The 13,674-nt window shown below is 60.1% G+C and carries 11 protein-coding genes; 5 read left to right on the forward strand and 6 right to left on the reverse strand.

Going from position 1 to position 13,674, the window contains the following annotated elements; all coding sequences use genetic code 11:
- The first annotated feature begins 86 nt into the window (after positions 1-86).
- The 4 genes from ilvD to BF99_RS22455 all read left to right on the forward strand — a co-directional run bounded on the left by ilvD (position 87) and on the right by BF99_RS22455 (position 3,639).
- Complete coding sequence (gene ilvD / locus BF99_RS0109280) at positions 87-1,781, forward strand: dihydroxy-acid dehydratase (protein ID WP_038097912.1); 1,695 nt, start codon at positions 87-89, stop codon at positions 1,779-1,781.
- Positions 1,782-1,812: 31 nt separating this feature from the next.
- On the forward strand, positions 1,813-2,721 hold the full coding sequence (locus BF99_RS0109285) for a glutaminyl-peptide cyclotransferase (protein ID WP_051482853.1): 909 nt from the start codon (positions 1,813-1,815) through the stop codon (positions 2,719-2,721).
- A 4-nt stretch (positions 2,722-2,725) separates the two neighbouring features.
- Entirely contained in the window at positions 2,726-2,917 is a 192-nt protein-coding gene (locus BF99_RS0109290; RefSeq protein WP_038097898.1) for a hypothetical protein, read from the forward strand.
- A gap of 107 nt (positions 2,918-3,024) precedes the next feature.
- Positions 3,025-3,639, forward strand: coding sequence for a Smr/MutS family protein (locus tag BF99_RS22455; RefSeq protein ID WP_025770643.1), 615 nt, complete (start codon positions 3,025-3,027; stop codon positions 3,637-3,639).
- 67 nt (positions 3,640-3,706) lie between these two features.
- On the opposite strand, the gene BF99_RS21950 is transcribed toward BF99_RS22455, so the two are convergent.
- From BF99_RS21950 to BF99_RS0109325, 5 genes are all read right to left on the reverse strand, one after another.
- Positions 3,707-4,303, reverse strand: a complete 597-nt coding sequence (locus BF99_RS21950; RefSeq protein WP_025770644.1) for a Smr/MutS family protein — start codon at positions 4,301-4,303, stop codon at positions 3,707-3,709.
- Between the two features lie 49 nt (positions 4,304-4,352).
- Positions 4,353-5,063: a sulfite oxidase heme-binding subunit YedZ gene (locus tag BF99_RS0109305; protein WP_231471353.1), complete on the reverse strand. Its 711-nt coding sequence runs from the start codon at positions 5,061-5,063 to the stop codon at positions 4,353-4,355.
- A 73-nt stretch (positions 5,064-5,136) separates the two neighbouring features.
- On the reverse strand, positions 5,137-6,123 hold the full coding sequence (msrP, locus tag BF99_RS0109310) for a protein-methionine-sulfoxide reductase catalytic subunit MsrP (protein ID WP_025770646.1): 987 nt from the start codon (positions 6,121-6,123) through the stop codon (positions 5,137-5,139).
- A gap of 363 nt (positions 6,124-6,486) precedes the next feature.
- Complete coding sequence (gene purL, locus BF99_RS0109320; protein ID WP_231471355.1) at positions 6,487-10,623, reverse strand: phosphoribosylformylglycinamidine synthase; 4,137 nt, start codon at positions 10,621-10,623, stop codon at positions 6,487-6,489.
- Between the two features lie 193 nt (positions 10,624-10,816).
- Positions 10,817-11,089 carry a hypothetical protein gene (locus BF99_RS0109325; protein ID WP_025770648.1) on the reverse strand — a complete coding sequence of 91 codons (273 nt, stop codon included), beginning with the start codon at positions 11,087-11,089 and terminating at the stop codon, positions 10,817-10,819.
- A gap of 43 nt (positions 11,090-11,132) precedes the next feature.
- Between BF99_RS0109325 and BF99_RS0109330 the strand changes: the two genes are divergently transcribed.
- The gene (locus BF99_RS0109330) at positions 11,133-12,077 is read left to right on the forward strand and encodes a hypothetical protein (RefSeq protein WP_025770649.1); all 945 of its coding nucleotides are present in this window, start codon (positions 11,133-11,135) and stop codon (positions 12,075-12,077) included.
- A 143-nt stretch (positions 12,078-12,220) separates the two neighbouring features.
- Here the strand turns inward: BF99_RS0109330 and BF99_RS0109340 are convergent, their stop codons facing one another.
- On the reverse strand, positions 12,221-13,399 hold the full coding sequence (locus tag BF99_RS0109340) for an AI-2E family transporter (protein WP_025770650.1): 1,179 nt from the start codon (positions 13,397-13,399) through the stop codon (positions 12,221-12,223).
- Positions 13,400-13,674 lie beyond the last annotated feature (275 nt).

Here is a 13,674-nt window from a genome sequence, read left to right on the forward strand (position 1 = left end):
GACATTCGACAGGCATCGATAGGCGAAGCGATTTTTCGGTGCCTTGGGTCATGCCTTCCAATCCCCTGCAACGGAGAATCCGCACCATGCAAGATTCGACCACGAAATCGATCAATCGTTTCAGCGCTCGCATCACCCGCCCCAAATCCCAAGGGGCCTCTCAAGCCCAGCTCCTGGCCACCGGCTTTTCCGAAGCGGATTTGGAAAAGGCCCAGATCGGCATCGCCAGCATCTGGTACGAGGGGAATAACTGCAATATGCACTTGCTCGATTTGGCGCAAAAGGTGAAGGAGGGGGTGGAGGAGGTCGGGATCAAGGGCATGCGCTTCAACACCGTCGGAGTCTCCGATGGCATGTCGATGGGCACCGAGGGGATGTCCTTTTCCCTGCAATCGCGCGATCTGATCGCCGATTCCATCGAGACCGTCACCCGTGGCCAGTGGTACGACGGTCTGGTCACCATCCCCGGCTGCGACAAGAACATGCCCGGCTGTTTGATGGCGATGGGTCGTGTCAATCGCCCTTCGATCATGGTTTACGGGGGCACCATCCGCGCCGGTCGCACCGCCAAAGGACAGGTCGTGGATATCGTCAATGCCTTTCAAAGTTATGGCCAATACTTGGCCGGGAGCATCGACGAGGAGGAACGGGCGGAGATCGTGCGCAAGGCCTGTCCGGGTCCGGGAGCCTGCGGCGGGATGTATACCGCCAACACCATGGCCACCGCCATCGAGGCCATGGGCATGTCGTTGCCATTTAGTTCCTCGACCCCGGCGACGGATCCCGCCAAACTCGACGAGTGTCGGCGAGCCGGGGCAACGGTTCGGGCGTTGATGGAGCACGATATCAAGCCCCGAGATATCATGACCCGAGAGGCCTTCGAGAACGCGATGGTGATGGTGATGGCTTTGGGGGGGTCCACCAATGCGGTATTGCACCTGATAGCGATGGCCCGCGCCGTGGATATCCCTTTGACCATCGATGACTTCCAGTGCGTCAGCGATCGCATCCCCTACATCGCCGATCTCAAGCCCAGCGGCCGCTATGTGATGGAAGATCTGCATCGCATCGGAGGGGTGCCGGCGGTCATGAAATACCTTTTGGACGAAGGATTGATCGACGGCCGTCCCTTGACATGCACGGGAGAGACGGTCGCCGACAATCTCGCCCGGGTTTCGCCCTTGACCGAGGGGCAGGATATCGTCTATCCGCTGGATCGGCCGATCAAGAAAAGCGGTCATCTGCGGATCCTGCGCGGAAATCTCGCTCCCGGGGGCGCCGTTGCCAAGATCACCGGCAAGGAGGGCCTTCGCTTCGAGGGGCCGGCCAAGGTCTTCGATGCCGAGGAAGACATGCTAAGCGCCTTGGAGGAGGGGAATATCGCCAAAGGAGATGTGATCGTGATCCGCTACGAGGGGCCCAAGGGCGGGCCGGGGATGCCGGAAATGCTGACCCCGACATCGGCGGTGATGGGCGCCGGGCTCGGCTCCGATGTGGCATTGATCACCGATGGCCGCTTTTCCGGGGGGTCGCACGGATTCATCATCGGCCATATCGTGCCCGAAGCGCAAGAGGGCGGGCCCATCGCCTTGGTCGAAGACGGCGATCGGATCGTCATCGACGCCCAAGAGAATTCGATCGTCGTCGATATCGACGACGATGAAATGCAAAGGCGCCGCGCGGCGTGGGCGATGCCGGCATTCAAAGAATCCCGCGGAACCCTCTACAAGTACATCAAGACCGTTTCCGATGCCTCCTACGGATGCGTCACCGACGAATAGCGATATCTCTCGCCGATCCGGATCTTCGATCATGCTCTTCGACTCCCCTTCCACCTTGAACGATTCGATCCGAATGCGAAAGCGCGCATCGGGGATCGTTCGGTGGCGAGGGTGGATGCGATGGTGCGCCCTTTCGGTCTTGTCGGGGATATGCCTCGTTTGCCCCGCCGTGGCCGACGAGGGCATCACCGACGATATTGCCCGGATCGAATATCGCATCGTCTCGAAGTACCCCCACGATAAGCGGGCGTTCACCCAAGGCCTGCTCTTCGCCGATGGTTTCGTCTACGAAAGCACCGGCCTTCGCGGCGGCTCCACCTTGCGCAAAATCGATCCGGTCAAAGGGCGGGTGGTGCGTCAAATCCGGCTATCCAATCGACTCTTCGCCGAGGGTCTGACCCTCGTCGATCGATCCCTGTATCAGCTCACATGGACATCGGGCCGGGCTTTCGTGCGGGATATCGATAATTTTTCTCTGATCAAGGAGCATCGCTACGAAGGCGAGGGTTGGGGGCTCGCTTGGGATGGCCGGCATTTGGTGATGAGCGATGGCAGCGCGACGCTGAAATTTCGCGATCCCGAGACCTTCGAGATCGTGCGCGAATTACCGGTGCGCCAGGGATCGCAGCCGATCGAGCGACTCAACGAGCTGGAGTTCTTCGACGGGGCGATCCATGCCAATATTTGGCTCTCGGATCGGGTCGTTCGAATCGATCCCGCCGACGGCAAGGTGAAGGCTTGGTTGGATCTGGCTCCCTTGGCCGAGCGGGAGCGAGACAAAGCCGAGATGGAAGGTGATCGCGAAGTCAATGTCGCCAACGGCCTTGCTTGGGATCCGGCGATGCGTAGGCTTCACGTCACCGGGAAGCTGTGGAGTGCGGTCTATCTATTGGAACTGATCGATTCGCAAGCGATCGATCGAGATCCCGCCGGAGGGTGATGCGATGGAAATTCCGCTTTGGGAGAAACTCTTGGCCGGGGTGGCGGCTCTGGCCTTGCTCTTTTTCTTCGTTCCCGGTTTGAGGCGATGGTTCAAAAATCCCCCGAAGGCGGGGAAGGGCGATTGGCCGGCGGCGATCTTGCCCATCTTGGCCGTGGCCGCCTTCGTGATGTTGATGATCTACATGATTCGTTGACCGGTTTTTTATAAAAGCGCAAGTCCGGCCATCGATCCGTCGCCGGCGATGTTTTTCTCTCTCGCCCGCTTTTGAGATCACCCGAGAAAGCCTGATTTGAAACCGCAATGGCGAAAAAGCCTTTGATCGACGACGAGGATCGAGATTCCTTCGCCCGGGCCGTCGAAGGAACGCGCCCTTTGGGGGGACGAGGCGAATATATCGATCCGGTGCGCAAGCCCGTCCGTCATATTTTGGATTCGAGGCGTGCTGGCCAAGATGATCCGATGCCCGCTTTCAGGGCGAGGCGGGATCCCGGGTCGAAAACGAAGCCGTCGAAGACAAGAGGATCGCCCCTGTCGCCCACAGCCGAGGATATGCCGCGCAATAGCGGAATCCAGAAAAAGACGAGACGGGAATTGGTCAATGGAAAGTCGATCAAGCGATCCAGATCCGGATCGATTCCCGATGACATCACCATCGATCTACACGGAATGACCCTCTTCGAAGCCGAACGGCGCTTGATGCGCTTTCTCGACGATGCCTTCTATAAAGGAAAGCGCTGCGTGTTGGTGATCCATGGCAAGGGCCACGGTTCTCCCGACAATAGAACGACGATCAAGGCGAATATCGGCAACTGGCTCGATCGGCACCATGCGGTATTGGATAGCAGTTTCGCCCAAATAAGGGACGGCGGTACCGGGGCTTCGTATGTTCTGCTTAGGGTATCGACCACTCGCTGATCCCCGGCGATATGGCCTATCCATTCAGGGTTGATCTCGATACGCTCGACGCATAAGAGCGCCGAGACTAGCGCGCGGCACCGGATTTTCCGAGCAGTACATATAAAGCCCCGGTGTCGCCATCACCGGGTTGTGCGGAGCAGTAGGCCATCACATTGTGAGAGCGTTTTAGCCATTTCCCGATATTTTCCTTGATGATCGATCGACCACCGTCGGAGCCGTGACCTTTGCCATGGATCACCAGCACGCAGCGCTTTCCCAGTGCCGAGGAGTCCTCGATGAAGCGCTCCAAGGATTGTTTGGCATCATCGAGCGGCTTATAGCGTAGGTTGACTTGATCCTCGTAGGGGATTCTCCCTGCCTTCAAACGCTGCATCCTCTTGTCTTGTACTCCCGGACATTGGAAAAACAGGCTTTTTTCGGTAGGGGCCATCGACAAAGACAATCCTTTTCGATCCCGGCTCGGATCCCGCTGCGCCCCAAGTGCGGGCATCGGATGATCATCGTCCTTTCGCTCAGGGTTCGGGATGTTTTTCTTCGGGCGTGCCGGGGGCTTGCGCGCAGGCTTTGCGTATTCATCTCGCCCATCCAAAGGGCGCACACCCTCGATGGCTCGGGCGAATGAATCCCGATCTTTGTCGTCGATCGCATGTTTTCTCGCCATCCCCCGTGTCCTCTCGTCCATCGAGTATCGACAGGATTCCCCGCCCTTTCTAAGGCGTCGCTTTCGGGGCGGCCAAGCGTGTCTTGCGGAGGTTGCCCAAGGCTTGGAGCCGCCGCGAAAGAGGTGGCAGCCGCGCCACCAATAAAAGGGCGAGGATCGAGGCATAGATCAGCGGCTCGCCCTTATCGGCCTTGACCAGCCATAGAAAGTGCAGCGCTCCGGCGATCGCCGCCGGGTAGGCCAGCCGATGCAATCGACGCCAGCGCACCGGACCCATACGTCGCACCATCGCATTGGTGGAGGTTATCGCCAGCGGGATGAGCATCAAGAAGGCGGCGAAACCGGCGGTGATATAAAGCCTGTCGATCACGTCTTGAACGATATAGGCGGGATCGAGCGAAGCGTCCAATATCGCATAAGTCAGAAAATGCATGAGCAAGTAGAAAAAGGCGAATAGTCCGAGCATTCGTCGTAGCCGGGTCGGCCAGACCGCTCCGATCAGGTGGCGCAAAGGAGTGATCATCAAGGTCACGATCAAAAGGCGCAAGGCCCACTCGCCGGTGACGTGGGTGATCTCCTCCACCGGATTGGCCCCCAAATCCCCCTGAAAGGCTCGTAGCAGGAGGGCGGCGAAGGGAAGGCTCGCCAACACGAAGACGACGATCTTCGCCCGTGAAACGAAGCGCTCCCGCTTTTGCGCGACCGATGGCATCGGCGATGCCGGGCGGCTCTTTGCGCCGGTGTCGGGGATCTTTTCCATCGGAGATATCGATCGGAGGTATCGAGTGGGTGATTGATTGCCGCCGAGATCGATCCGCAAAGATTCTTGCGGATCAGTAGTTCTTCGCCAAGTCCATGCCCGCATAGAGCGCGCCGACTTCCTCGGCATAGCCGTTGAACATCAGGGTATCGCGTTTGAAGAATTCGCCGATACGCCTTTCCCTCGCCTGACTCCAACGCGGATGGTTGACCTCGGGGTTGACGTTGGAATAAAAGCCGTATTCTCGAGAGGCGGCGAGATTCCAACTGGTATCGGGCTGTTTTTCGACGAATTCGATGGAGGCGATCGATTTGATGCTCTTGAATCCGTATTTCCAAGGCACCACCAGCCGGATGGGAGCTCCGTTTTGGTTGGGTATCATTTTGCCGTAGATGCCGATGGCCAGCAGGGTCATCGGATGCATCGCCTCATCGATACGAAGCCCCTCGATATAGGGCCAGGAGAGGGATCCACCTCTTTGCCCGCGCATCTCTTCGGGACGATGAACGGTGCGAAAAGCGACATATTTCGCTTTCGATGTCGGTGCGAAACGATTCAGCAGATCGCCCAAGGAGATGCCGACCCAAGGAACGACCATCGACCATGCTTCCACGCATCGAAGGCGGTAGATACGCTCTTCGATGCGGTGGGGGGCGATGATCTCCTCATAGCCGATGCGACCGGGTTTTTCGCACTCCCCCCCGACCTCCAAGGTCCACGGGAGCGGCGTGAATTCATCCGCATAGCGCGCAGGATCGCCTTTGTCGGTGCCGAATTCGTAGAAGTTATTGTAGGTGGTGATATCGGACCAGGAGTTGAGCTCCTCATCGACCCTCCAAGCGCTTTCGACGACGCTCTCGATATCCTTTCCCGTCGCTTCCGGGTCGACGGCGATTGCCGCTTCGCCCCTAACCGGGGCGAGCAATCCCAACCCCGTTCCCGCCGCGATCCCGGCGATGGAGGCGCTTCCTTGCAGGAATTTCCTGCGGCTTTCGAAAACTGCCTGCGGGGTGATTTCCGAGGGCAAGACGGGGTTCGAAGAGCGTTTGCGGATGAGCATGGCCACATCTCCTAAAGGATCGGCTCGAAAGGGACTGAAAGATTAAAGCATTGATGATCGCATAAAACCGGATTGTGCATCATCTTGCCAAGACGGGAGATCGAGTCTTGCTTTTCATCGCCCGATTTTCCATCCTACAAGTATCCATCCTACCGGTACATCCGGGGGATGGTTTTTTTTGCGCGCAAGGTCAAGAGATCATGGGGTTTGGTGTGATCGACCCTGCCATCATCGATCATAAGACCCTCGAGCGTCGACGGATTCCTCGTTCGCCGAAAAGCCGATGGAGGGCTCGATTTTTTCGAAACGAAGCGCTTTTACGGGTCTTCGGGTGCAAGGTCCCGCAGGCTCACGGGCCCAATCTCAACCGACCTGGTGTCGGGCATTGCGGAATATGCGCATCCAAGGACCCTCCTCGTGCCAATTCGGTGGATGCCAGGAAAATTGCACCGAGCGGATGCAGCGCTCCGGATGGGGCATCATGATCGTCACCCTTCCGTCTCGGGTGGTAAGCCCCGTCACCCCTCCTTGCGAGCCATTGGGATTGGCGGGGTAGCGCTTGGCCGCCTCGCCGGTGGAATCGATATAGCGAAGACAAACCGAACCCCCCTCGGGATCGAAGTTCTCGTCGCTCGCCCGCCCTTCGCCGTGGGCAACGACCACCGGCAATTGCCAACCCTGCATGCCTTGGAGGAAGATCGAGGGCGAGGCCTCGATCCGAACCATCGACAGCCGACCCTCGAAGCGCCCGGAGCGATTGGGCGCAAAATGAGGCCAGTTTTCCGCTCCGGGGATGATCTCCTTCAAGGCGGCGAACATCTGGCAGCCGTTGCATACCCCCAAGGCGAAGCTGTCCTTGCGCCGAAAAAACCCTTCCATCTCTTCTCGACAGCGCGGCTCGAAAAGGATCGAAGCCGCCCATCCCGCCCCGGCTCCGAGAACGTCCCCGAAAGAAAATCCCCCGCAGGCGGCGAGCCCCTCGAACTCCGCAAGGCGGATACGTCCGGAAGCGAGATCGCCGGTATGCACGTCGTAGGCATCGAAACCGGCGGCATCGAAGGCCGCTGCCATTTCGACATGGCCGTTGGTTCCTTGCTCGCGCAGGATCGCGACCTTGGGTTTCAATCGCAGCAAGGGGGGGGCGGGGCGATCTCGGTCGCCGGTGCCGTGTTCGACCCCGCAGGGATCGTCTTCGGCGATGTGTGCAAGATCGTCATCGTCGACGGGCAGGGGATCGATATCGACCCACAGCCCCCGCTCGTCGGGATCGTCGATGCGCGCATATTCTTCGTCGGCGCATTCGGGATCGTCCCTGAGCCGTCGCATTCGATGCGATGTCTGCGACCACAGACGATGAAGATTCGAGCGCGAACTCGCAAAGAGGATTTCGTCCCCGAGCCGGAAAAGGCATCGATCCTCGTCGATGATGCGACCGATCGGGTGCACGCAATCGCCCAAGGACCGCTCGGATCGCAGGATGCGAAGCACTCCTTCGAGATCGTCTTTGCGCACTTGGAGCACGATCCCCGGTTCCTCGCAAAAGAGCAGCGCCAAGGGATCCGGCTTTGTCGGTGCGATCGAAGCCGGCAGCAGCGGGGTCAGATCGAGCTCGAATCCCGCCCGACCGGCGAAGGCCATTTCCAGCGCGCAAGTGGCGAGCCCCCCGTCGGAACGATCGTGGTAGGCCAGCGCCAAGCCCTCCCGTCGCAGGTGATCCAACGCGCGAAAAAGAGCGGGCAGAGCCTCGGGGCGGTCGATATCCGGTGCTTGCATCGCGGTTCGGCCCCAAGCCAAAGCCAGCGCCGATCCGCCGATGCGATGCGCTCCGAAGCCGAGATCGACCAGCACCAAGAGGGTCTCGCCCGCATCGAGCCTCGCCATCGGTACGAGGTTCTTGCGGATATCGCGTACCGGGGCGAAGGCGGAGACGACGAGCGAGACCGGGGCGATCACCGCTCGCTCCTTGCCCTCATGGTCCTGCCAGCGGGTCTGCATCGAGAGCGAGTCCTTGCCGACGGGAATCGCGATTCCCAGTTTCGGACAAAGCTCCATCGCCACCGCCTCCACCGCATCGAAAAGACGGGCGTCCTCCCCCGGATGGCCGCAAGCCGCCATCCAGTTCGCCGAGAGCGCAACCGTACCGATATCCGGCACATCCGCGCTCAATAGATTGGTCAGGGATTCCGCCACCGCCAATCGGGCCGCGGCGCGGGCATCGAGAAGGGAGACCGGGGCGCGTTCTCCGATGGCCATGGCTTGGCCGTGAAAGCCCTCGAAGTCGCCGATGGAGACGGCGCAATCGGCGACCGGCACCTGCCAAGGACCGACCATCGGATCCCGCGCGACGAGCCCGCCGACGCTGCGATCCCCGATGGTGATGAGAAAGGATTTATCGGCCACCGCCGGCATGCGCAGCACTCGCTCGAAGGCCCGCTCGATATCGATGATGGATAGATCGAGGGACGAGGGCACGATCTCGATGCGCTCGACATTTCTTTCCATCCGCGGCGGATCTCCCAAGAGCAAGGAGATCGGCATCGAAACGACATCGCTTCGAAAGAGGCTGTCGTGGACTTCGAGTCGGCCATCGGCGAAGGCCTCGCCGATCACCGCCCACGGGCAGCGTTCGCGGGCGCATAGATCGGCGAACTCGTCGAGGCGATCGGATTCGATGGCAAGGACATAACGCTCCTGCGATTCATTGCACCAGATCGCCAAAGGTGATAGGGAAGGGTCGGCGCTCGGGATGGCGCGCAAGTCGAAATGCCCCCCGCAACCGGCATCGGCCACCAACTCCGGAAGGGCATTCGAAAGTCCGCCCGCTCCGACATCGTGGATCGAGAGGATGGGGTTGGCCTCTCCCCGCCGCCGACAGGCATCGATCACCTCTTGGCAGCGCCGCTGCATCTCGGGATTGCCCCGCTGCACCGAAGCGAAGTCCAACGTCTCGCGAGTTTCCCCGGCGCTTGCGGCGGCTGTCGCCGACGAGGCCGCTCCACCCCCGAGTCCGATCATCATCCCCGGTCCGCCGAGAACCACGATCCGGGCTCCGGCGGCGAATTCGCGTTTTTCGATCTGATCGCGATCGATATTCCCCGAGCCCCCGGCGATCATGATCGGCTTGTGATAGCCGTAGGTGCGCAAAGACGGGGTGTCGTCGCTGCCGGACTCGCCCTCGCCCTTTGCGGTCGCAACGTCGATGCCCAGCGTTCGAAAATAGCCCCCCAAAGTCGGACGCCCGAATTCATTGCCGTAGGCGGCGGCTCCCAAGGGGGCATCGATCATGATGTCCAAGGCCGAGGCGATTCGATCCGGCTTTTCTTGGTGCCCTTCCCAAGGCTGCACGAAATCCGGGATTCGCAGGTGCGAAACCGAATACCCCGCCAACCCCGCTTTGCTGCATCCGCCGCGTCCGGTTGCCGCCTCGTCTCGGATTTCGCCGCCGACCCCGGTCGCAGCGCCGGGGAAGGGCGAGATCGCGGTCGGGTGGTTATGGGTTTCGGCTTTGATCACGAGGTCGATCCGTCGGTTCTTGGTTTCGTAGCGCCCGCTTTGCGGATGCGGAGCCAGCCACTTCGTCTCGTGGCCGCCGATCACCGCGGCGTTGTCGCGGTAGGCCGAAAGCGTCCCTTGGGGATTCAGGGCGTGGGTGTTGCGGATCATCTCGAAGAGGGTCGATGGGGCGACGACCCCGTCGATGATCCAGCGGGCATTGAATATCTTGTGGCGGCAGTGTTCGGAGTTGACCTGCGCGAACATCATCAACTCCGCATCGGAAGGATCCCTTTCGATTTCGCCGAAGCGTCGACGCAGATAATCGCGCTCCGATGCCGACAGACCGAGACCGAGCGCCAAATCCGCAGCCTCGAGGGATTCTCGATCGAGGGCGATCCCTCGATGGGGCGGGGGTTCGGTACGGGCGAAGATCGCCTTCGGTTCGAAGATCGACCATCCGGATGCCGATGCGATCGCCCCATCGTCATCCTCGCTCGGAGCCGGCAAAAAGATCGCCTCGGTCATCCGATCGTGCAGCAGACCGAGTTCGGCAATGCGATAGGGCGGCGGGGTCGCTCGAGGGTGCGAGCTGTGATGAGCGAAGCGCCATGCAATCCCGCGTTCGATGCGCTGCACCTCATCGATCCCGCAAAGCCGAAGGATATCCAAGACCTTGCTCGACCACGGGGAGATCGTACCGGGGCGGGGAACGACGATCAGCGCATCGTCTTCGAAGAACGAAGCCCCGCGCTCGTCCTTCTTGCCTTCGCTCCATATCGCTTGTGCGGGGTCGGCATCGAGGAGTCGGGCAAGCCTTGACAGCGATTCCTCGCTCAAAGGAGTCGTTTGCGCAAGGTAGAAGCGACATGCATGGGGAGTTTCGATATCGGCATGGATTTCCCGCAGGCTCTCGATTCGCTGATCTCGACGCGAAACGAGGCGCACGCTTTTGCCGCGCAACATCAAGAGGATTCGAGGAGAGGCATCGGACATGCCCGAGATCATAACGATCTCGATTCTTGGATCGTGCCAAAAAAAGATCCCGCGAAAAAAATCGAGCGATAAGGAGCGATAAAAAGACTCTCCTTGCGAACAAGTAATATCGATGGTACGAGCAGGGACGAGGGGGATTTTTCCTCGATGCTCGGTCCATCGAAGGGCGCGATATGGCACTTCGATCGATCGGATCGAGGCGCCGTCATCGGCGCGCGCTCACCATCGACGAAGATCGGATCCCCTCTCGATGAAAGCCCGCATCGCAGCGATCGGGATCATCGCTCGAAAGGGCAAAATCGGGGGCGAGGGTCGGCGCTACCCGACGATGCACCGATGAGGGATGCCAATCGGGAATCGCGATCGCCAAGACCGTCCCGAGATGCGAGCGCAAGATGCAAGCGAGGGTATCGAAGATGGCGCCGAACCCTCGTTCGCCGATGCCGCCGCCGTCATGATGCCAAGGCAGTGGTAGCATTGCGATATTCCCTTCTCGATTCGATGAGACAGGAGGCTCGGATATGGCGACGAGAAAAAGCGCATCGGCGACCGATGACGAGAAAAAGGTCGAGAATGACCGGAAGGCCCCGGCGAGGAAATCGACCGCGAAGGATTCATCGGCCAAGAAAAGCGATGCGAAGGGTGCCCGAAGCCGGAGCGCGGCATCGACCCCAAGCGCAAAAACCCGAGTGCGGGCCGCGCAAGCCGGATCCGCCAAGAGCGCGCAGAAAAGCCGCGATATCCCTGACGGAAAGAAAAGCGCGGATGAATCGACATCGGCGAAAAGCCCCGCCGAGCCCTCGAAGACCCGCAGCGCCGATGCCGAGAACGAGACTTCGGCGACCGAAACCCCCGGCCCGCCCCCCGAGCCTTCGCAGGCGAATGAGACTTCCGCTACCGAATCATCGAGTCCTGAGTTTCCCCAAAGCGCATCCCCGCTTTCTCCACCTCCGGCCAATGTCGAGGAAAATAAAAGCCTCGTCAGCTATTTGGCCCTTTGGGGGCCTTTGATTATCGTGGGTTTTTTGGTCATCGTTTTTCACGGCGATCAACCGCAGCAAGAATCGGCGGAGATCGGGGCGTTGTCGGAGCCGGAGCCGATAACGGCAACGGCCTTCGTCGAACCCTCGCCTTCGTCCCTTGCCGATAACGGATCGATGCCGCCCGCCTCCCATCGGGACATGGCAGGGGATACCGTCGCCTCCGTGCCGGAGCCTCGTCGAACGTCGGATCTTCATGGCTCCGCTTCATCGTCTTCGATGGCCACCGGTTACGAACCGCCGAGGGGATATCCGCCACCTTTGGGTCCCTATATCGATCCTCGGGGGAGTCAACGGCACGATCCTTGGATGATCTTGGAGGATCGCCATATCGAGGATCGTTATTTCGAGCCGGGGTCTCGATCAGAGCCCTTCATGAGTCAGGGCGAAGACGGGGGCCGCCTGCCATACCAAACCCCGCCTTAAAAGTGCCATCTCGGATCCGCCGCTGATATGGTTTTCGGTCCGACCGCAAAGCGGGATCGACGCCCGATCGGACCGACGAGCGAGGGTATCGTTTTTTTTCGGGCGAATAAACGGGTTTTTACGGCCGCCTTCGTTCGAAGAATCTAAGTCTCGATATTGCCCTGGGGCCCCTTTCGGGCTTGCCATTGCTGCACGGCATCCTCCTCCGATCCGAGCAGCACGGCGATCCAATGGGTATCCGGGCGGGAGTCGAGGGCGATTTTGATCATGATGGTCAGGGGCACGGACAAGAACATGCCCACCGGGCCGAGTACCCAACCCCAAAATACCAACGAGAGAAAAACCACCAAGGGCGAAAGACCCAATCCGCGCCCGAGCAAGCGCGGTTCGAGCAGGCTCCCGACGGCGATATTGACGATCAGATAGCCGACGACGGCGACCAGGGTCGTCCCCGGCCCGAGCTGGATCAGGCAAAGCAGCAAGGCCGGTATCGCGGCGATGATCGAGCCGATATTGGGGACATAGTTGAGCAAGAAGGCGAGCAACCCCCATAGCACGGGATAGTCGACTCCCAGCAGCCAGAGCCAGAGCCAGATCGCGGCGCCGGTCAGCAAGCTGGTGGCGGTCTTGATGACCAGATAGCGTTTGACGTTCTGACTGAAGGTCGTGAAGCGCTCGAGGGTGCGGCCATTGCCGTTGTCGAGGGTGTGGAATTTGATGGAAAAGACCGAGGCCTCGAAGAGGATGAAGATCACGGTCAAGAAGATCAGCATGGCATTGGTCAGCAGCGCCCCGAGCCCGTTGAAGAGGTCGGCGGTGAGTTCGATCGCCAACTCCGGTCTGAAAATATCGGTAAGGGAGATGAAGGGCGAAGTGATCCCCCGCCCCTCGAGCCAAGCGCCCAATGCGGCGCTTTGCTGATTGATGCGCTCTTTGTACTGCGGCAAGTCTTGACCGAAATCCGCGATCGCCGAGCCCACGATCCCCATCATCATCGCCCCCGCCACTATAATCGCGCCGATGACCGCGACCATCGCGAGCCAGCGCGGCAACCCCAAGCGTTCCAGCCAAGCCAAGGCCGGGGTGCCGATGATGGCGATGAAGGTCGAGAGCAGGAAGGGAATGATGATCGGTCCTGCGGTTCGAAGGCCCGCGATGACCACCACCAAGGCGGCCGCGATCACCAGTACATTCGCGGCCTTTCCTCGCTCCGGATCGATGGCGTCGAGGTTTTTCGATGCCCCCGAATCAAGCGAGGGCGACGGTATCGGCATCGCCCCTTTTTCCTTGTGATCCTCTTCGGGATCGGCGTGATCGTTCATGCGTTTTTTCGAAGGCCTTTCAATCGAAGGGGTCGCTCACCGAGGCGGCATCGGGGATCGAAGCGAGACTCGATCGGCCATCGATTGCTTCGAGCGGAAAAGGGAACGACGCAAAGAGGGAGTCGCACTTGCGCTTCGTTCGCCTGCGATTTAGAAGGTTGCCGTCGGGGGGCGTATTTTCATCCATCCGTTTGGAACTCGTCGGCTTTTGCGATGCCATCCGTGCACCGGTCAACGGCCGCATCCGCGGTTCGTTGGAATATCGATCCTCTTCG

The sequence above is a fragment of the Thioalkalivibrio sp. HK1 genome (assembly GCA_000583135.1).
GTDB lineage: Bacteria > Pseudomonadota > Gammaproteobacteria > HK1 > HK1 > HK1.

Coding starts and splice junctions, on each gene's coding strand:
- ilvD (WP_038097912.1), top strand. CDS start 87: ATGCAAGATTCGACCACGAAATCGATCAATCGTTTCAGCGCTCGCATC.
- BF99_RS0109285 (WP_051482853.1), top strand. CDS start 1,813: ATGCTCTTCGACTCCCCTTCCACCTTGAACGATTCGATCCGAATGCGA.
- BF99_RS0109290 (WP_038097898.1), top strand. CDS start 2,726: ATGGAAATTCCGCTTTGGGAGAAACTCTTGGCCGGGGTGGCGGCTCTG.
- BF99_RS22455 (WP_025770643.1), top strand. CDS start 3,025: ATGGCGAAAAAGCCTTTGATCGACGACGAGGATCGAGATTCCTTCGCC.
- BF99_RS21950 (WP_025770644.1), bottom strand. CDS start 4,303: ATGGCGAGAAAACATGCGATCGACGACAAAGATCGGGATTCATTCGCC.
- BF99_RS0109305 (WP_231471353.1), bottom strand. CDS start 5,063: ATGGAAAAGATCCCCGACACCGGCGCAAAGAGCCGCCCGGCATCGCCG.
- msrP (WP_025770646.1), bottom strand. CDS start 6,123: ATGCTCATCCGCAAACGCTCTTCGAACCCCGTCTTGCCCTCGGAAATC.
- purL (WP_231471355.1), bottom strand. CDS start 10,623: ATGATCTCGGGCATGTCCGATGCCTCTCCTCGAATCCTCTTGATGTTG.
- BF99_RS0109325 (WP_025770648.1), bottom strand. CDS start 11,089: ATGCTACCACTGCCTTGGCATCATGACGGCGGCGGCATCGGCGAACGA.
- BF99_RS0109330 (WP_025770649.1), top strand. CDS start 11,133: ATGGCGACGAGAAAAAGCGCATCGGCGACCGATGACGAGAAAAAGGTC.
- BF99_RS0109340 (WP_025770650.1), bottom strand. CDS start 13,399: ATGAACGATCACGCCGATCCCGAAGAGGATCACAAGGAAAAAGGGGCG.